This is a genomic window from Archangium sp., from assembly GCF_045802675.1.
Taxonomy (GTDB): Bacteria; Myxococcota; Myxococcia; order Myxococcales; family Myxococcaceae; genus Archangium.
In genome coordinates this window covers 15,711-33,831 of the sequence record NZ_JBJMQO010000033.1, presented here as the reverse complement: position 1 = coordinate 33,831, position 18,121 = coordinate 15,711, and the positions used below count along the sequence as shown (strand labels likewise).

Genomic DNA, 18,121 nt, shown 5'->3' with positions numbered 1-18,121 from the left:
GCCCACGCGCGGCACCTTGAGCTCCGCGCGCATCATGTACTCGCCCGGCGGCAGCTCCTCGGCGCTGCTGCCGAGGAACTCCTCGCAGTCGCGGCTCTGGCCCTTGCAGATGCCGATGCTCTGGCCGTTCCAGGGCTGCACGCCCGCGCGCACGTCCGAGAGCAGCGGGCCCACCAGTCCCTCCTCGAAAGTGGTGAGCCCGGAGGCGCCCGGGGACGTGGAGCAGTTGCTCGAGCCGCTGGCCGCGTTGGCCGTGTCCCCGCCCTTGCACGCCATGAGCGTGCCCGCGGTGGTGAGTGCCAGGATGAATGTCCGCATGGTGTTCCCCCCTCGTGTGGTGTCGAGTGCGGACGCTATAGCACCCGCCCTCCGGCCCGACTGTGAATGGGTTCACACTTCCGCGCGGCGCGGCTCAGTAGCGCGGGTCCTCGGTCTGCATGGGCAGCTCGATGGTGAAGGTGGCGCCCTGGCCGGGTCCTTCGCTGTCGCACGTGAGGCTGCCGGCCATCTCGATGGCGGCCAGCGCGCTGATGTGCAGCCCGAAGCCGTGGCCGTCCTTCTTGGTGGTGAAGCCCTGGGTGAACAGGCGCGCGAGGTGCTCCGGGGCAATGCCCTTGCCGTTGTCGGACACCTGGATGAGCAGCCGGTCCTCGGGGGCGGGCTGGACGCGGATGACGAGCCGCTTGTCCGGGTGCTCGCTGTCGAGCAGCGCGTGCCGCGCGTTGCTCAGCAGGTTGAGGATGATCTGCAGCAGCTTGTGGCGATCCATCAGGATGGGGGGAATGTCCGCGTACTCGCGGACGATGTGGATCTTCGAGCGCTCGAAGGACACCGCGTGCAGACGCAGGGCGTCGTCGATGAGCCGCGTCACCGACATCAGCTCCACCATGCCGGAGAAGCGCGCGTGCTCCTGCTGCATGCTGACGATGGATTTGACGTGCTCCAGGCCCTGGGTGAGCGTCAGCTGCTCGGCCAGTAGCGCCTGCTGCTCCTCGACCAGCTGGCTGGCGAGCGCGATGAGGTAGGCGGGGAGCTGGCGGCCGCGGGGATCGGTGGCGAAGAAGGTGCAGAGATCGCCCTCGTGCTCCTTCATCAGCTCCGCGGAGCGCACCAGCCCGCCCACGCGCAGGCTGCGGATGCGGTCGGTGACGAGGTTGGCCGAGACGTTGACGCTGTTGAGGGTGTTGCCCACGTTGTGCAGCAGCCCCGTGGCCATCTCCGCCATGCCCGCCTGGCGTGACACGTCCAGCAGGGTGCGGTGCATCTCGCTGAGCTTCGTCTCGGACTCCTTGCGCTCGGTGACGTCCCGTCCGAAGAGCGTCACCCCCAGCGGCCGGCCGTCCTCCCCGAAGATGGGCTTGAAGGACGTATCGATCACCTGCACCCGGTCTCCCCGTTTGAAGACGTCCTCGAGGCGCACGCTCTGGCCCTGGAAGGACTCGGCCATGTGTTGGAGCGTCCCCTCCTGGTAGTGCGCCAGCTCCGGGGTGAAGAGCGGCTCGCCCGGCACCGGCTCATGGCCGTAGCGCTCCTGGAAGGCCCGCCGCATCGCCGCGTTGGCGACAATGACGCGGCCCTGCGGGTCCAGCGAGCACACCAGGTCATCGGTGTTGTCGATGAGGCTGTTCAGCTTGCGCTCGCTCTCGCGCAGCGTGCGCAGCGCCTGCTCGCGGGCCACGTGGGCCTGGTGGCGCGCGGTGGTGTGCAGCCAGCTCACCGCCCAGATGCCCAGCATGCAGAGGGCGGCGAAGGTGTCCATCATCCACAGCTGGCCCGCGGGGGGAGGGTGGGCCAGCACGCCCGGGGCCGTGTAGTGCAGGGGATGGATGATGCCCACGCACAGGGCCAGGAGCAGGGTGAGGACGAAGCCCTGGCGCGCGCCCACCAGGTAGACCGACAGCGCCGGCAGGAGCATGGCCGTCGCATGCGAGGCCGTGTAGGGCCCGGAGCTGCTGAGGGCGCTGAACGCGAACGAGGCGCCGATGGTCGAGCAGACGAGCAGCGCGGGCAGCTCGTGCGAGGAGCGCCGGCGCAGCAGCACCAGCGAGGTCGAGTTCATCGCCAGGGAGAAGAGCACCACCGTGCCGTGCTTCAGGGGCTGGGGGCTGACCGGGAGGAAGGGCAGCATCAGCACGCTGATCAGCATCAGCCCCAGGGCGATGCACACCAGCATGCGGTAGCGGACGAGCTCCTCGGGGGCGGCCTGGCGCAGCGAGCGCGACAGCAGGAGATCCAACCGCGAGAGGATCCACACGCCCGGCCTGCGGCGCGAGGGCGGCTGCCCGGGTGGCCACTCAACCCCCTCAACCGCCTGGCCCGCCTCGATGGTGGAAGTGCTCGACATGACGAAGGTGCGTCCCCTCCTGGCCGCGTCCCCGCGGATGGTCTGTCCATAACCATACACCGTGAGCGTGGAAGACCTCGCCCCCGGGGAGCCGCCTCCCGAGGGAAGGGCGCTCGCCCGGCGTGCGTCCGGGAGCCCGGCCGTGTCCCTTTTGTTTCGGAGCCAAACCTTTGAAACGGCACTTGCATGCCTGGAGGGCCATCCTCCTCGATATTCGGGGGAAGCGGGGGAGGCGCATGGCCGGGAGGGATGTTGCACATGAGGCGCGAGACCGGAGCGGACCCGGAGTCAGCCGGGGCCGAACGGGAGCTGGAACGGAGGCTGACGCTGGCGACGCCCGCTGACAGCGTGCGCGGGATGTTCTTCCGCAGCGTGCTGGAGGTGATGCGTGAGCTGGGGGACATGCACGCCGTGGAGCGCTGTGTCGAGGCGTGTGGCGAGCGCAAGTTCGTGGACTTCTCCTGCTACCCGACGAGCTCCTTCCTGCGGCTGCTGGGCACGTCGGCGCGGCTGCTGGGGACCGGGTACGGCGACTTCGAGGGCGCGCTGCGGGCGCTGGGACGCCGGGGCGCGACGGACTTCTTCGCCTCCTCCACCGGCCGGCCGCTGTGGACGATGCTCAGCGGCAACCCGAAGCGCATGGTGGACAACCTGCCCATGGCGTACGCGATGGCCTCGGCCAATGGCGGGCAGTGCCTGGTGACGTGGGTGTCTTCCCGGCAGGTCCGCATCCTGCTGGATCGCGACTTCCTCCCCTGCGCGTACGTGGAGGGGGCGCTGACGGCCGCGCTCGAGGTGCTCGGCACGAGGGACCCGCGCGTGAGGAGCCGCTCCCTGGGGCCGCTCGGCTGCGAGTACTCGCTGACGTGGCTGTGAGCCGGAGAGGTAGGATGGGGGCATGCAGCTCGCCATCCCCCAGGCCCCCCGGCGCGTTCCCCTCTCGAAAGTCCCCGGTGCCATTCCCCGGCTCGTCCAGGTGGTGCTGCTGGGGTGGGTGCTGATGGCGGCGCTCGGCGTGGGGGCGTGGGCCCTGGGCCGCTTCGTGGTGGAGGAGCAGGCCTTCCTCGCCCGGGCCGTGGAGCTGGAGGGCCGCGTGGCGGCGACCTCGCTGCCACCCCGGGGCGAGCGCGAGGGCGCCGAGGCGAAGCTGGAGGTGCTCTACGCCGTGGACACGGTGCAGTACTCGGCCAGCGGCGTGCGCACCCATGCGGAGTACGCCGAGGGCCTGGGACGGGGCTCGCTCGTCAAGCTGCTGGTGGATCCGCGCATGCCGGACAAGCCCCGGGAGGCCACCTACGTGCGCGAGCGCGCGCGGACGCTGGGGCTGGTGCCGTGGGGGTTGGGGCTCGGGGCGCTGGTGGCCGTGGGCCTCTTCGCCCGGGAGCTGCGGCGGACGCTGCGCGCGGAGCTGGAGCCGCTGCGCAAGGGCATGCTGGTGTGGCTGACGCCGGACGGCCCGCTGCCGGAGTCCCGCCGCGAGGTGCTCTTCCCGGCCTCCTTCCGCAAGGAGGAGCGGACGCTCGCGGTGCGCGCGCGCCTGCGCCCCGGCCGCGCCCCGGTGCGCAACGGCGACAAGGTGCTGGCGGCGGTGCTGTCCTCGCTGCCCGGCCAGGCCCGCGTCATCGACGAGGAGCTCGCCCGGGCCCTGGGCTGGGTGCGCTGAGGCGCGCCGGGCCTGTCGTTTCCTGTAGCGGCCTGGAGGCGAAAATTTGCGGGGGTAGGGGGGCCATGACACACGTCTGTAGCCCTCGCCGTGCTTGGAGGACCTTCCATGCTCCCTCGCCTCGTTCTGCTGCTGGCCCTGCTGTCTCCGATCGCCGCCTGGGCGAAGCGTGACGCGGCCGAGGAGGCCTACCAGGAAGCGCGCCGGTCCTACTACGCCCTCAAGGACGACGCGGCGCGGCGCAAGCTGCGCCACAACTGGCTCAACGTGGCGCGCAAGTTCGAGTCCGTGGCCAGCCACTTCCCCAAAAGCCAGCGCACCCCGGAGGCCCTCTACACCGCCGGGGAGCTGCTCGACGAGCTCAGCCGCATCTCCTTCGTCGCCGAGGATCAGCAGGCGGCGCTCGCCGACTACAACCGCGTGGTGGAGGGCCATCCGAAGCACCGGCTCGCCGACGACGCGGCACTGACGCTCGCGCGCATCTACTTCGAGCGGTTGGATCAGCCCGAGTCCGCGCGCCGCGTCATCACCGGCTTCCTCAAGGCGAGCCCCAAGGGCGATCGGCTCCGGGAGCTGAAGGCGTTGCTGGCCTCGCTGCCGCCGCCCCCGCCGCCCAAGGCGCCCGCTCCCACGCGGAGCAAGACCCCGGCCCGTCCCGCGGAGCCAGCGCCCGCTCCCGCCGTGGCCAGCACCGAGCCGTTGCCGGTGATTCGCGTCGAGCTGTCCAAGCCGGCCGATCCGGAGCCGGCCTCCACCCAGACCGTGGCCTCCACCTCGAAGCAGACCCCGGCCGCGCAGCCGGCGCCCTCCGTGGAGCCGAAGGCAGCCGAGCCGAAGCCGGTGGAGACGAAGGTGGCGGAGGTGAAGCCCGCCGAGCCGAAGCCCCCGGTGCAGCCCACTTCGTCCGAGGCCATGGCGGCCAACAAGCCCGTCACCGCCCCGGTGGACGAGCACGTGGCCCAGGCGCGTCTGAAGGCCGTGGCCAAGGCGTCCAACGTGTCCGAGCTGACGCTGGCGGAGCAGCTGGGGCTGAAGGTGCGCCGGGTGGTCATCGACGCGGGGCATGGCGGGCACGACACGGGTGCCATCGGCCGCAAGGGCACCGAGGAGAAGGAAGTGACGCTGGCCATCGCGCGGAAGCTCGCGCGCGAGCTGCGCACCCGGGGTCTGGAGGTCCTTCTCACCCGCGACGAGGACCGCTACCTCAAGCTGGAGGAGCGCGCGCGCCTGGCCAACGAGATAAAGGGCGATCTCTTCATCTCCATCCACTGCAACTCGGCGCCCACCTCGAAGCTGCGGGGCATCGAGACGTACACGCTCAACACGTCGGCGGACCGCTACTCCATCCGTCTGGCGGCGCGCGAGAACGCGTCCTCGGAGAAGGGCATCAGCGACCTGCAATTCATCCTCGCGGACCTCGCCACCAAGGCGAACACCGAGGAGTCCACGCGGCTGGCCAACCAGGTGCAGAAGAACCTGGTGAGCCAGCTCTCCTCCAGCTACCAGGGCGTGAAGAACCTGGGCACCAAGGAGGCGCTCTTCTACGTGCTGCTGGGCGCGAAGATGCCGGCCATCCTCGTGGAGACGTCCTTCCTGTCGCACCCCGAGGAGGAGAAGCGGCTGGCCTCGGACTCGTACCAGGAGGACGTGGCCCAGGCCATCGCCCACGGCGTGGAGGACTTCCTCGGCGGCCGACGCCAGCTCGCCACCACGGTGCAGGTGGACTAACGGGGCCGGAGCTCCTCGACGAGCAGCTGCAGCAGCGCCCGGACGCGCGGCACCGACTGACGGCCGGGGACACAGAGGGCGTGCACCGGAGGGCCCTCGGCGGCGTGGTCCGCGAGCACCTCCACGAGCCGCCCATCCCGCACGCGCTCGTCGAGCATGAAGTCGAGCACCTGGCACAGGCCCGCTCCCGCGGCCGCGAGGTCCAGCAGCGCGGGCCCGTGGTCCACGTCGATCGTTCCCCCGGTGCGCACCGTCTCCGCACGGCCACCGGGCTCGCGGCGGAACACCCACTCGCGGGCCGTGCCGCGCGGGGTGACGAACTTGAGGCACTGGTGGTTCGCGAGCACATCCGGATGCCCGGGAGTGCCGTGGCGCGCCAGGTACGCGGGAGAGCCGAGCGTCACCCAGCGCGTGCGCAGGAGCAGTTGCCCCACGAGGCTGGAGTCCTCGAGCTCGCCCATGCGCAACGCCACGTCGATCTGCTCGTCGACGAGCCGGCTGATCCGATCTCCGAGGCGCACGTGCAGCGTGAGGCCGGGATGGCGGGCCTGGAGCCGGGCGAGCCGGGGCAGGATGAGCGGACCGAGGATGTAGGGCAGCGTCACCGTGAGCGGACCCCGGGGCGCACGCTGGGCTTGCGCCACGAGCTCGCGCGCCGCGTGCACCTGGGCCACGGCCTCGCGTGCCCGCTCCAGGAAGGACTCGCCCTCGGAGGTGAGGGCCACCTGCCGGGAGGTACGCTCGAGCAGCCGCACTCCGAGCTCCGCCTCCAGCTTCTGCACCGCCTTGCTCACCGCGGCCGTGGAGACACCGAGCCGCTCGGCGGCCCGGCGGAAGCTGCGCTCCTGGGCGACGTGGACGAAGGGGAGGATGCCGGCGAACAGGTCCATGGGGCCTCATCATCAACCCAGGGTTGACGATGCTTCAACCCCGGGGGGCTCGATCAGCACCGGGTTGACGGCTACGGTGAGGGGGTCTGGCGCCGCACAGGGGGCGCCCATGGAGGATGGTCATGAAGATCGCGGTTCTCGGTACGGGCATGGTCGGCGAGACGATCGCCAGCAAGCTGGTGGCACTCGGGCACGAGGTGAAGATGGGCTCGCGCTCGGCGAACAACGAGAAGGCGGCCGCCTGGGTGAAGAAGGCCGGTGCGAAGGCCTCGCAGGGCACGTTCGCGGATGCCTCCGCCTTCGGTGAGCTCCTCTTCAACTGCACGCTGGGCACGGGCTCCATCGAGGCGCTCGAGGCCGCCGGGAAGCAGAACCTCAAGGGCAAAATTCTCATCGACACCTCCAACCCGCTCGACTTCTCCAAGGGCATGCCGCCTGGCCTGTTCACGCCCAGCAACGACTCGCTCGGCGAGCGCATCCAGCGCGCCTTCCCCGAGCTGAAGGTGGTCAAGTCGCTCAACACCATCAACGCCAACGTGATGGTGGAGCCCTCGCGCATCCCGGGCGAGCACGCCGTGTTCGTCTCCGGCAACGACGCCGAGGCGAAGCGCCAGGTGAAGCAGCTCCTCACCGAGGGCTTCGGCTGGAAGCAGGTCGTCGACCTGGGCGACATCACCACCTCGCGCGGCACCGAGAGCTACCTGATGCTGTGGCTGCGCCTCTGGGGCGCGCTCGGCACCCCGGACTTCAACATCAGCATCGTGAAGAAGGGCTGAGCCCCATGGGCCGCCTCGGTCCACTCCGCTACCTGTACGTGGGCAGCGCCAACGTCGAGAAGGATCTCGCCGTCCACCGGGAAGTGCTCGGTGGAGAGCTGGTCTGGCGCTTCCGCAAGTTCGGCGCGGACGTGGCGGCCGTGCGTCACGGCGAGGGGCCGCTGCTGCTCCTCGCCGATCACCGTCCGGCGGGGAGCGTGCTCCCGCTGTACGCCGTCGATGACCTCGAGGCCCTGCGCGCCGAGCTCTCGGGCAGGGGACTGAAGGCCGGGCCCACGGTGGAGACACCTGACGGTCCCTGCCTCCTGGTGGAGAACGTGAGCGGCTTCGCGTTCGGAGCCCTCGAGGAGCACCGCCCCCGAGCGCTCGAGGGCGCCTGGGTGGATCCGCACAACACGTCCGCGGTCCGCGACACGAAGAAGTAGGAGCAGGGGAGGACCCCATGTCCGATGCCTCGTCCATGCGCGACGCGCTGCCGCTTCGCGCCATCGTTCTCGTTTTGTCCGTGGTGACCTTTCTCGCCGCCGCCAAGGCCCATGGCCGCCAGGTGCGCCTGGAGCGCGAGCGCGCGGGGTACTTCCAGGTCGTCTTCGGAGGTCAGAACCCGGCCTTCGTCGAGGCGCTGTGGCGGAGGGATCGGCTCCGCTTCTGGACGGTCGCGGCTCTCGTCTTCATCGTGATGGCGGGGATGGTGTTTGCGGGCGCGTCGCTCGGATGGGCGCGTCCGTTGGGCGGCGGAGCGCTCGGAGCGGCCTGGGCGATGCTGTTTCCGCCCCTGGTGGCCGGATTCCTCGTCTGTGGCGTCGCGAGCCTGATGGGCTTCATCTCGACGCGGGCGGCGGATCCCCGCTTCACCACCGAGGCGCTGCCGGGGAGCGCGGCCTGGTGGTCGCTCGTCCTCGCGGCACTCGCGACCACCGTGGTGCTCGCCTTGCACACCGCGCGCTGAAGGCAGTGGGCGTCTAGTGTCCTGGTCCGTTCAGCACCTCGGAGACGCTATCCGCATGCAGGGCCCGCTCGAACCAGCGGTTGAGCTTCGCCAGATCCGTGCACCCCTGGATGCGCTGGCGGGACTCGTCATCCAGGCGCACCCCACGGGCGGCGAGAATCCTGAGCACCCCCTCGGCCAGTCCCTCGGCCCGTCCCTCGGCCCGCCCTTCGGCCCGGCCCTTGGCTTTGAGCCGCTGTCCCATCGTCCACATCAGTTCCTCCGCCTGCTGTTCCCGCATCAAGCAACGTAACACCTGACGGGTAACCTCGCCAGTCACCTCCGTTCCCCGCTCCTGGAGGTAGTGGATGACTGCCTCCAACTCCTTCTCCCCCTGGGGCGAGGTGTGGATTTCCCTGAACAGATCCACCTGCTGCATCAGCCGCCCATTCAATTCCCGGGTGCTCGCCAGGCGCAGCAACACCAGGGCCAGTCTCACCAGCGGCGGGCAGGCGAGCATCTTCAGTTCCTGCTCGCTGTGAGTCATCAGGTCGTACAGCACGTACTCCAGGCGGAGCAGGTGCTGAAGCCACCTCTCGCGCCGTGCCTCCTCCAGGGGAATGCCTAGCAACTCCTCTACACGTCGAGGGGCAGTCCAGGGCCCTTGCGGCCCGTGATAGAGCACCACCGGGAGGATGAGTGGCGGGTGCCGGGTGCGCGGGTGCTGCTGCTCCCAACGGTCGAGCAGGCGCGACACGTACTGGCGCATGCGTGCCGCCATGCGCCGCTCCACGCGGGACTGATGCTCCAGGAGGATGAAGGCCCGTCGAGAACTGCCGCGCAGGCGGACCGAGAAGCTCAAGTCGCCTCGGGTCTCGCGGATGGCCGAGTCCACGAGGCTCGTGGGGTGGCTGCGCAGGGTGGACCACTCCACCCGGGCGGCGAAGCCGGGGGGCAGTACGGTGTGCAGCAGGGCCGCCGCCCGTTCAGCGTGCTCCAGCACGTAGCGGATGAAGCGGTCATGAGGTCCAGACATGACCGGGGGCGCGGAGCAGGAGCCGGGCCAACGCCATCGTCGAGGGAAACGACGTTGGGGCAACCGTCCACGCGAGTGGAAGTCGTCTCCGCCGGGAGGTCTGTCGCACCGGCAGGCGCTCGACGAGGAAGGCGTCCTCTCCCGCCGCCACTGCGCTAGAACCTCCACGCATGAGCGTCCCGCCCATCCCGCAGCCCCCGGCGCCCACCCACCGCGAGGCCCTCGGCTCGCTCCCCGAATTCCCCCCCGGTGGTCCCGAGGATCGTCTGGCCCGGGCCCGTGAGTACCTCCGCGAGTCCCATGCCCGCGTCGAGGCTTTCCACCGCGGTGGTGCCGCCGGCCTGTCCACCTGCCGCCTCCTCTCCGCCGCCACCGACAGGCTCGTCCAAGGGCTCTTCCAGGAGCTCGCCGCCGAGCTCCACGCGCCCCCGGGCCTCGCCCTCGTCGCGCTCGGCTCCTACGGGCGCCGCGAGCTCTCTCCGCACTCGGATCTGGATCTGCTCCTCTTGCGTGGCCCCGGTGTCTCCGAGCAGGCCGTCGCCCCGCTGGCCCGTGCGTTCCCCACGCTCCTGTGGGATCTCAAGCGTGCCGTCGGCTGGAGCGCCCGTACCCCCGACGAGTGCGCCCGCGCCGCCGACTCGGACCACACCATCCGCACCGCGCTGCTCGACTCGCGCTTCATCCGTGGTGACGCCGCCGTCTTCGAGCTGTTCTCCGGGGACATCCTCCCCGAGCTCCTCACCCACCGCGCCGACCTCTACATCCAGGACAAGGTCCAGGAACTGCGCTCGCGCCGCGAGAAGTTCGGCGACTCCGTCTTCCTCCTCGAGCCCAACCTCAAGCAGGGCGATGGTGGCCTGCGCGACCTGGAGACGGCCCTGTGGATCGCCCGCGTCCGCTTCCGCACGCGTGGCCTCACGGGCCTGCTGCAACAATCCATCCTCCCCGGCTCGCAGGTGACGCGCCTCAAGGCCGCTCGCGATCTCCTCCTGCGCCTGCGCCACCAGCTGCACTACCTGCGCGGACGCAAGGAGGACCGGCTCACCTTCGATCTCCAGGAGGAGGTGGCGCGCTTCCTCGGCTACCAGCAGGGCCCGGTGCTGCCCGTCGAGGCCTTCATGCGCGACTACTACCTGGCCGCCAACGCCATCCGCCAGGCCGCCGACGCGCTCATCGCCCGCTGCGAGGAGCTCAGCACCGCCCGCAGGGTGTCTCTCTTCCCCGAGCGCCGGCTCGGCGCCTTCAAGGTGTTCCGCGGCAAGCTCACCGTGGCGGACCCGGGCCTCTTCACGCGCGAGCCCGCCTCCATCCTCGACTTCTTCCGCACCGCCGAGGAGCACGGGCTGCCGCTCTATTCGTGGGCCCGGGAGCAGGCCGTGCAGGCGCTCCCCGCGTTGGAGGCCGCTCGCGCCACGCCCGCCGTCACCGCCGCCTTCAAGGCCCTCTTCGCCCGGCCCGGCACCCGCGGCGAGCGCCTCTTCGAGCTGCATGACGCGGGCGTGCTCGGCACCGTGGTGCCCGAGTTCGGCCGCGTCACCGCCCACCACCAGCACGACCTGTACCACGTGTACACCGTGGACGTTCACACGCTCTTCGCCGTGCGCCGCCTCTATGCCCTGCGCGCCGGAGACCTCGTGGAGCAGGAGCCCGAGCTCTCCCGCGAGATGCGCGACCTGAAGGATCCGCTCCCGCTCTACCTCGGCATGCTGCTGCACGACGCGGGGAAGGGGATGGGCGGCAACCACTCGGAGAAGGGCCGGCTGTTGATGGTGGCCCTCGGCGAGCGCCTGGGCCTCACGCCCCGCCAGCGCGAGGTGGCCGAGTTCCTCGTGAAGGACCACCTGGCCATGAGCCACACCGCCCAGCGCCGCGACCTGAGCGACCCGGCCCTCATCGCCGACTTCGCCCGGACCGTGGGCGACGTGGAGAAGCTCACCTGCCTCTACCTCCTCACCTGGGCGGACATCAGCTCGGTGGGGCCGCGCATGTGGACGGGCTGGAAGGCGCAGCTGCTGCGCGAGCTGTACGACAAGGCCCGTGCCCATCTGTTGGGCTCGGCGGTGGCCTCGGGCGGGAATTCCTCCGAGCGCGTGCGCGAGCGCTTCCACGCGCGCTGGGCCCGGGTGTTCGGCGAGGCCCGGGCGCGCGAGCTGGGGCAGGTGCTCCCCGAGCGCTACTTCCTCGGGACGGACGACGCACGCGCCACGCTCCATGGCCGGTTGCTGGCCTGTGCCCGCAGGCGTCCCCTGGCCGCGGCCCTGCGCCATTACCCGGAGGCGGGCTACAGCGAGCTGAGCCTCGCGGCCCAGGACAGGCCCGGCCTGCTCGCGCTGCTCGCCGGAGTGCTGGCCGCCCACCGCATCGACATCCTCTCCGCGCGCATCGTCTCCACCTCGGACGGGCTCGCGCTGGACGTGTTCGACGTGCGGCCTCCCCATGGGGTGCTGCTCGAGCGCTCCCGCTGGCGCATGGCCCGGACGGATCTCCTGCGCGTCCTCATGGGCGAGGCCTCCATCGAGGAGGTGCTGCGCCGGCGCCGCACGGGCTCGCTGCTGCAGCGGCACCTGCCGCCCGTGGCCCCCAAGGTGACGGTGGACAACCGCGCCTCCCGCGACTTCACCGTGGTGGACGTGGTGGCGCAGGATCGCGTCGGCCTGCTGCACGCCATCTCATCGGCGCTCACCGGCGCGGGCGTGGAGATCGCCGTCGCCAAGGTGGCCACCGAGGCCCATCGCGCCATGGACTCCTTCTACGTCACCCGCCAGGGCGCCCGGGTCGAGGGCCCGGGAGACGAGGCGGCGCTCGTGGGAGCGATCACCGCGGCGCTCGAGGCCCTGGAGCGCGAGGGCGCCGAGACGCGGGCCTGAAGGCCCCGGCGCGACGAGGGGCGACGGACGTTCATTCCTCCTTCGGGACGATCCGAAGCGCGGGTCGAGGCGCGCCGAGGTGTTTCTCCAGGAAGCCGCGCACCAGGGTCATGCGCTCGGAGAGCTCGAGCGTCTCCAGCAGCCGTTGCCGCTCCTCCACCGGGGCCTGGAGGTTCGCCGCGAGAATGTCCGTGAGGTGCTCGGGGTGCGGAATGTTCGAGATGAACTCGGCCGCGTCGGGTGGGTAGTCGGGCCCCCGCAGGAATTGCCGTGCCAGGCTCCGGAGCTCTTCCGCCGCTTCCGTCACGCCTTCGAAGGCGCTGTGGGCCGTGACGAGGATCTCGAGCTTCGCCGCGAGATACGGCGTCTGCTGGACGAACCAGGTGAGGCGGCACCGCGCGAGCCCCTGCACCTGGAAACTGACGGCTCCATCGCCTGACGCCTCGAGCCGCGTGATGCGCGCGACGGTGGCGACCGGGTAGAGGTCGACGGGCCTGGGAGCCGCGTCTCCCATGTCCTTCTGCGCCGCGAGCACCACGAGGCCACCCGCCGCGTCCGCATCCCTCACGAGCGCGAGGACCGAGGGCCTCTGCACCGAGAGCGGCAGGACTCCCCCGGGAAACAGCACGCTGTTCCTCAAGGGGAGGACGGGCAGGGTGGGGGGAATGGCCGGGAGGGGAATGTCGCTGGGAACAGGCACGGCCGGCTCGACGGGCGTCCCCTCGAGCTCACGCCGCATGAAGGTCTTCACCAGGGCCAGGCGCTCGGAAAGGTCAAGCGTCTCCAGTGCCTGCTGCTTGTCCTGCACCCGCAGGGGGAGGTTCGCCGCGAGGAGATCCGCCAGGTGTCCGGGATTCGGAATGCGCGTGACGAGCGTGTCGGCCTCGGGTGGAACGCCGGGCCTCTGGGCGAGCTGCCGTGCCAGGCCGCGCAGCTCCTCCGCCGCCGCCGCCAGGTTCTCGAAGGGGCCGGGGACCTCGGGGAGGAGCTCGAGCTGCGCCGTGAGGTACGGCGTCTGCTGGACGAACCAGGTAAGGCGGCACCGCGCGAGCCCCTGCACCTGGAGATTCAGGGCTCCATCCTCCGCCTTCTTCACCTGCGTGATGCGCGCGACGGTGGCGACGGGGTAGAGGCCGATGGGTTTCGGGTCCTCGTCTCCCATGTCCTTCTGCGCCGCGAGCACGAAGAGGCCGTCGGCGCGGACGGCGTCCTGCACGAGCGTGAGCGACGAGGGCCGCTTCACCGACAGCGGCACCACCGCCCCGGGAAACATCACGCTGTTCCTCAGGGGGAGGACGGGCAGGGTGGGGGGAATGGCGACGGGGGCCGTGGCGGAGGACTGGCCTCCGAGCACACGGCGGACGAGCGAGGAGATCCAATTCCACACCCCGCCGGTTGTAGCAGAACGGCCGGGCTCACGGGCCCGCGGGTGGGAGCTCCTGGAACGTGGAGATCGCCGGCCGGCCAAGCTGCCCCTTCGCCGCGAGCGGCGGGTTGCTCCGCGGCGGCGCCTGGGGCTCGGGCTGCTCTTCGTCCTGGGCGGAGTCCTCGCTGATCTCCTGGAAGATGCGCCGGCCGAGCACCGCGCCCAGCACCAGCGACACCACCATGCCCACCCCGGACACCACGGTCATCACCGTGCGGCCCTGCGCCAGCCCGCTGCCGAACTGCGCGGTGAGGAACGTGCCCGGAATCGTCCCCAGCAGCACGCCCAGGGACAGCGGCCAGAAGCGCGCTCCGGCCGCCGTCGCCGCCGCGATCATCACGTCGGTGGGCAGCAGCGGGTTGATGCACGTGAGCAGCGCGAACTTGAAGCCGTGCCGCTTCGCCGCCCGGGTGATGGCCGGGTAGCGGCTGCCCGCCATGCGCTTCATGAGCCTCCGCCCCAACCAGCGCGACAGTCCATAAATGAGCGCCGAGGCCAGGAAGCTGCCCAGCAGTGAATAGAGCGTCGCCGCGCGCGTGCCGAAGATCATCCCGCCCACCGCGGTGAAGAGCTGACCCGGCAACAGCGTCACCGGCCGCACCGCCAGGAAGAGGATGAAGGCCACCGGCGCCCATTCCCCCATCGGCGCCAGGAAGGCGTGCAGATCCTTCTGATTGACGACATCCGGGCCGAGCAACCGCAGCATCGTGAGGCTCGCGATGGAGAGCAACACGGGTGCCAGCACCCGGAGCCAGACCTTGAGACCGCCGCCCGCACCCTTCACGCCATGCCTCCCGCGTTCGAATTGGGGTGAAAGGTGGGACAGCGAACGGGAATCGGCAATGTGGACTGGCGTGTTCTTGACACTGAAGCGTCCGGGCGGGCAGGCCGTAGGCACGCCGGTTCGGATAGCGTGTACCCCCAACCCTTCGTAATTCCTGGGGTTTTAGATGTGCTCTGTCCGGCGTGAACGGCTGGCGGTGTACGGAGCTTGCTTGCATCGGGGCGCTTCCGTCCCAAGTTTTGGGGCAAGGGGCACCCTCGCGGGGAAGGGGGAGTCAGCAGGAGGAGGACGACATGCAGCAGGACAAGGACAACAAGGGCAGCATGACGGTGGCCGAGGCTGGCCGTAAAGGCGGAGAGACTGTCCGCAACGAGCGCGGCCGGGAGTTCTACGAGACGATCGGCCGCAAGGGCGGAGCGACGGTGAAGGCCGAACGGGGCCGCTCGTTCTACGAGGAGATTGGCCGCAAGGGCGGCGAGACCGTGAAGGCCGAGCGCGGGGCGAAGTTCTACGAGGAGATCGGCAAGAAGGGCGGCGATCGGGTGAAGGCCACCCGGGGACCGAACTTCTACGAGGAGATCGGCCGCAAGGGCGGCCAGAAGGTGAAGAAGCTGATCGAGGAGGGCAAGCGGGCGGCCCGGGCGGCCCAGGAAGCGGCCGCGGGAGGAAGCCCGGCGGCGGCCACCGCCAGCCCGGCGGCCTCGGAAGAGCCGGTGACATCTGCTGCGGCGCCTCCCAGCGAACCGGGCCCAGGCCGCACCGAGTAGACGTGACGGAAGGGCCGCGGACCAGTTAGACACGGGTCGTGTACCTCTTCCTCGCGTTCCTCGACCACGCGGACCAACCTGAACGGGCCATCCGGCGGCTCCGGGACTTCGGTATCCCGGAGCCGCTGGTCGTTCGGGCCCGGAGCGCCGCGGCGACCCTGTCGGCCGAAGTCCCCATCTTCGCCGGCCTGCGCAGTCTGGCGCTCGGGGCGGATGAAGACCGGCTCATCCTGGTGAGCCTGTTGCCCGCGCTGCCGGCCGAGGAGGTGGAGCGGCTGGTGCAGCGGGTGCAGTTGGAAATGGACGCGGACGACCCCCCGATGGGCCGTCTGGTGGCCCTGCCGGTGATCAGCGCCCCGGTGCATCGCCGGGAGTGACGGCACGTCCGGGGAGGTGTAAGCACCCCCTGTGCAGGCGCTGCTCGTCCTCCTCGCCATCGCGGCACTCTCGCTGCTGGCCTCCAGCCGCACGGCGATGGACCCTGGCCGCTTTCCGGCCCTGGCCCAGCTCGCCGCCAGCGGACTGCTCTTCCTCGCCCTGGGGGCGGTGATGGGACCGGGCTCCCTGGCGGTGCTCTCCTGGAGCGACCTGACGGCCTTGCGCCCGCTGCTCGCCCTGGGGCTCGGGGTGGCGGGCGTCATCATCGGCCTCAACCTGGAGCCCCGGCTGCTGCGGCTGCTCCCCCGCGAGGTGTACGCGGCGGCGCTCGCCCACGCCGGGACGGCCTTCCTGTGGGTGGCCCTGCCCCTGGCCGGCCCGCTGCTCTTCAGCATGGGCCTGCCCCCCGGAGCGGCGGTGGGGGCGGCGGCGCTGCTCGGCGCGGCGGCGAGCCTGTCCTCCGGCCACTTCGCGGTGCTCGGCTACCGCAGCGGGCGGCTCGAGCGCCGGCGCGGGCTGTCCGTGGCGCTGCTCACCATGCTGGATGACGTGGTGGGCCTGGGCGTGCTGGCGCTGGCGCTGGCCTTCGGCGCGGCGGGCCATCCGCTGGAGGGGCTGGGGCTGGTGGCGCTCGCGCTGCTCTTGGGCGTGGCGTGTGGCGGGCTGCTCGCCTTCCTCATGCACGGGCTGAACGATCAGGGCGAGCTGATGGCGGTGCTGCTGGGCGGGGTGGCGCTGGTGTCCGGGGCGGCGGCGTACCTGCGGGTGTCGGCGCTGCTGGCGGGCGTGGCGTGCGGGGCGACGCTGGCGCTGGTGGGCGGGCGCGCGGTGGAGCAGGCGGCGCGCGTGCTCGGGCGCTTCGAGCGGCCCGTGTACCTGCTGCTGATCTTCCTCGTGGGCGCGCACGTGCAGGCGCGAGACGTGGTGGCGTGGGCGATGCTGCCCGCGTACCTGGGCCTGCGCTTCCTGGGCAAGGTGCTGGGAGGCGCGCTCGCGCAGCGCATCGCCGGGAGCACCTTGGCGCTGCCGCCGCGGCTGGGCTACGCGTTGATTGCCCAGGGCGGGCTCGCGCTGTGCCTGGTGGTGGAGTACCTGGTGCTGGTGCCGGGGCCGCTGTCCCAGCGCGTCTTCGACGTGGTGGTGGCGGGGGCGCTCGTCAACGAGCTGCTCGGCAGCCGGGCCTTCCGTCATGTGCTCGAGCCCACCCCGGCGGCGCGGGCCCCGGGAGGCCCGGCATGAAGGGCGCGCTCTTGCGGCTGCTGTTGCTGATGGTGGTGCTGGCGGCGATCGCCCGGGCCCAGGTGTGGCGCGTGGACACCGGCACGTCGGTGGCGCTCGCGGCCGGGGCGCTGCTGTTGTGCGGGCTGTTCGCGGGGAAGGTGGCCAAGGGGCTGGGGCTGCCGCGGCTCACGGGCTACCTGCTGGTGGGCGTGGCGGTGGGGCCCTACGCCCTGGGCTTCATCCCCGGCGCGGGCGTGAAGGGGTTGGAGCTGGTGAAGGGGCTCGCGGTGAGCCTCATCGCGCTGGTGGCGGGCACGGAGCTGCAGTGGGGGCTCATCCGCCGGGTGGGGACGAAGGTGGCGGCCCTGTGCGTCTCCGTCTGCGGGCTGACGTTCCTGGCCGTCTTCGGGGCGCTCTTCGCGCTCAAGCCGCTGCTGCCCTTCCTCGCGCCCATGACGGCGGCGCAGGCGCTGGCCGTGAGCGCGCTGGTGTCCACGGTGGTGGTGTCTTTCTCGCCCACGGTGACGATCGCCATCGTGCAGGAGACGAGCGCGCGCGGCTCCTTCACCGAGTTCCTCATGGCGCTGGTCATCATCGGGGACCTGGTCGTCATGGTGGGCTTCGCGGTGGCGGCGGGCTTCACGCGGGCGAGCTTCGGCGGCGGGCTGGACGTGTGGGGGCTGTTGCGCGAGGTGGGGTGGGAGCTGTTCGGCTCGGTGGCGGTGGGGTGCGTGCTGGCGCTGCTGGTGCTGCTGTACATGCGGCGGGTGAAGCGCGAGCTGCCGCTCTTCCTGGTGGGGCTGTGCTTCGCCTCGGCGGAGGGCGGCGCGCGCCTGCACCTCTCCCCGCTGCTGTTGTCGCTGGCGGCCGGAGCGCTGATCGCCAACCTGGACGAGCGCGAGGGCGAGCGCATCCACCACGCCATCCAACGCGCGGGCCTGCCCGTCTTCGCGCTCTTCTTCGCCGCCTCGGGAGCGGGGCTGAAGCTCAACGCGCTCGCGACGGTGGGGCCGGCGGCCCTGCTGCTGGTGGCGCTGCGCGCGGTGGCCATCTACGGCTCGTGCCGCCGCTTCGCTCCGCCAGAGGATCCGCGGCTGCGCCGCTACCTGTGGATGGGGCTGATTTCGCAGGCGGGCGTGACGTTCGGACTGGCGGCGCTCATCTCGAGGACCTTCCCGGACTTCGGGCCGCAGGTAGAAGTGCTCATCGTGGCGATGATCACCGCGCACGAGCTCATTGGCCCGGTCCTGACCCGGCGAGCCCTGTATCAGAGTGGGGAGATACACTCCGACGAGGCGCAGGGAGCGGCCTGA

The 18,121-nt window shown here is 71.1% G+C and carries 17 protein-coding genes; 11 read left to right on the top strand and 6 right to left on the bottom strand.

Annotation, left to right across the window (positions count from 1 at the left end; translation table 11 throughout):
* Both ACJ8AN_RS09955 and ACJ8AN_RS09950 read right to left on the bottom strand, forming a co-directional pair.
* Positions 1-318 (bottom strand): hypothetical protein (locus tag ACJ8AN_RS09955; protein WP_407755042.1); only part of this gene is annotated, 318 nt, incomplete at its 3' end.
* A gap of 94 nt (positions 319-412) precedes the next feature.
* The gene (locus ACJ8AN_RS09950) at positions 413-2,344 is read right to left on the bottom strand and encodes a two-component system sensor histidine kinase NtrB (protein WP_407755041.1); all 1,932 of its coding nucleotides are present in this window, start codon (positions 2,342-2,344) and stop codon (positions 413-415) included.
* Between the two features lie 258 nt (positions 2,345-2,602).
* Between ACJ8AN_RS09950 and ACJ8AN_RS09945 the strand changes: the two genes are divergently transcribed.
* From ACJ8AN_RS09945 to ACJ8AN_RS09935, 3 genes are all read left to right on the top strand, one after another.
* On the top strand, positions 2,603-3,220 hold the full coding sequence (locus ACJ8AN_RS09945; protein WP_407755040.1) for a TIGR02265 family protein: 618 nt from the start codon (positions 2,603-2,605) through the stop codon (positions 3,218-3,220).
* 22 nt (positions 3,221-3,242) lie between these two features.
* The gene (locus ACJ8AN_RS09940; protein ID WP_407755039.1) at positions 3,243-4,007 is read left to right on the top strand and encodes a DUF3592 domain-containing protein; all 765 of its coding nucleotides are present in this window, start codon (positions 3,243-3,245) and stop codon (positions 4,005-4,007) included.
* A 108-nt stretch (positions 4,008-4,115) separates the two neighbouring features.
* Complete coding sequence (locus tag ACJ8AN_RS09935; RefSeq protein ID WP_407755038.1) at positions 4,116-5,735, top strand: N-acetylmuramoyl-L-alanine amidase; 1,620 nt, start codon at positions 4,116-4,118, stop codon at positions 5,733-5,735.
* On the opposite strand, the gene ACJ8AN_RS09930 is transcribed toward ACJ8AN_RS09935, so the two are convergent.
* A complete protein-coding gene (locus ACJ8AN_RS09930; protein WP_407755037.1) occupies positions 5,732-6,625 on the bottom strand; it encodes a LysR family transcriptional regulator in 894 nt (297 codons plus the stop codon). The two genes, ACJ8AN_RS09935 and ACJ8AN_RS09930, sit on opposite strands and share 4 nt — an antisense overlap.
* A gap of 122 nt (positions 6,626-6,747) precedes the next feature.
* Here ACJ8AN_RS09930 and ACJ8AN_RS09925 point away from each other — a divergent pair, with 122 nt between their 5' ends.
* Genes ACJ8AN_RS09925 through ACJ8AN_RS09915 form a run of 3 tightly spaced genes read left to right on the top strand, consistent with a single transcriptional unit; the run spans position 6,748 to position 8,350 of the window.
* A complete protein-coding gene (locus ACJ8AN_RS09925) occupies positions 6,748-7,401 on the top strand; it encodes an NADPH-dependent F420 reductase (RefSeq protein WP_407755036.1) in 654 nt (217 codons plus the stop codon).
* 5 nt (positions 7,402-7,406) lie between these two features.
* Positions 7,407-7,826 carry a hypothetical protein gene (locus ACJ8AN_RS09920; RefSeq protein WP_407755035.1) on the top strand — a complete coding sequence of 140 codons (420 nt, stop codon included), beginning with the start codon at positions 7,407-7,409 and terminating at the stop codon, positions 7,824-7,826.
* Positions 7,827-7,843: 17 nt separating this feature from the next.
* On the top strand, positions 7,844-8,350 hold the full coding sequence (locus ACJ8AN_RS09915; RefSeq protein WP_407755034.1) for a hypothetical protein: 507 nt from the start codon (positions 7,844-7,846) through the stop codon (positions 8,348-8,350).
* A gap of 13 nt (positions 8,351-8,363) precedes the next feature.
* Here ACJ8AN_RS09915 and ACJ8AN_RS09910 read toward each other — a convergent pair whose 3' ends face one another.
* Positions 8,364-9,365, bottom strand: coding sequence for an Rpn family recombination-promoting nuclease/putative transposase (locus tag ACJ8AN_RS09910; protein ID WP_407755033.1), 1,002 nt, complete (start codon positions 9,363-9,365; stop codon positions 8,364-8,366).
* 170 nt (positions 9,366-9,535) lie between these two features.
* On the opposite strand from ACJ8AN_RS09910, the gene glnD reads away from it, so the two are divergent.
* Positions 9,536-12,232, top strand: coding sequence for a [protein-PII] uridylyltransferase (gene glnD, locus ACJ8AN_RS09905; protein WP_407755032.1), 2,697 nt, complete (start codon positions 9,536-9,538; stop codon positions 12,230-12,232).
* Positions 12,233-12,263: 31 nt separating this feature from the next.
* Here glnD and ACJ8AN_RS09900 read toward each other — a convergent pair whose 3' ends face one another.
* Positions 12,264-13,586, bottom strand: coding sequence for an LON peptidase substrate-binding domain-containing protein (locus ACJ8AN_RS09900; protein ID WP_407755043.1), 1,323 nt, complete (start codon positions 13,584-13,586; stop codon positions 12,264-12,266).
* A 61-nt stretch (positions 13,587-13,647) separates the two neighbouring features.
* Positions 13,648-14,442, bottom strand: a complete 795-nt coding sequence (locus ACJ8AN_RS09895) for a TVP38/TMEM64 family protein (protein ID WP_407755031.1) — start codon at positions 14,440-14,442, stop codon at positions 13,648-13,650.
* Positions 14,443-14,735: 293 nt separating this feature from the next.
* Between ACJ8AN_RS09895 and ACJ8AN_RS09890 the strand changes: the two genes are divergently transcribed.
* The 4 genes from ACJ8AN_RS09890 to ACJ8AN_RS09875 are packed head-to-tail and all read left to right on the top strand — an operon-like array spanning position 14,736 to position 18,121.
* Positions 14,736-15,209, top strand: a complete 474-nt coding sequence (locus tag ACJ8AN_RS09890; RefSeq protein ID WP_407755030.1) for a general stress protein — start codon at positions 14,736-14,738, stop codon at positions 15,207-15,209.
* 38 nt (positions 15,210-15,247) lie between these two features.
* Positions 15,248-15,586 carry a hypothetical protein gene (locus ACJ8AN_RS09885; RefSeq protein ID WP_407755029.1) on the top strand — a complete coding sequence of 113 codons (339 nt, stop codon included), beginning with the start codon at positions 15,248-15,250 and terminating at the stop codon, positions 15,584-15,586.
* A gap of 31 nt (positions 15,587-15,617) precedes the next feature.
* Positions 15,618-16,826: a sodium:proton exchanger gene (locus tag ACJ8AN_RS09880; protein WP_407755028.1), complete on the top strand. Its 1,209-nt coding sequence runs from the start codon at positions 15,618-15,620 to the stop codon at positions 16,824-16,826.
* Entirely contained in the window at positions 16,823-18,121 is a 1,299-nt protein-coding gene (locus tag ACJ8AN_RS09875) for a cation:proton antiporter (protein ID WP_407755027.1), read from the top strand. The genes ACJ8AN_RS09880 and ACJ8AN_RS09875 overlap by 4 nt, the downstream gene beginning before the upstream one ends.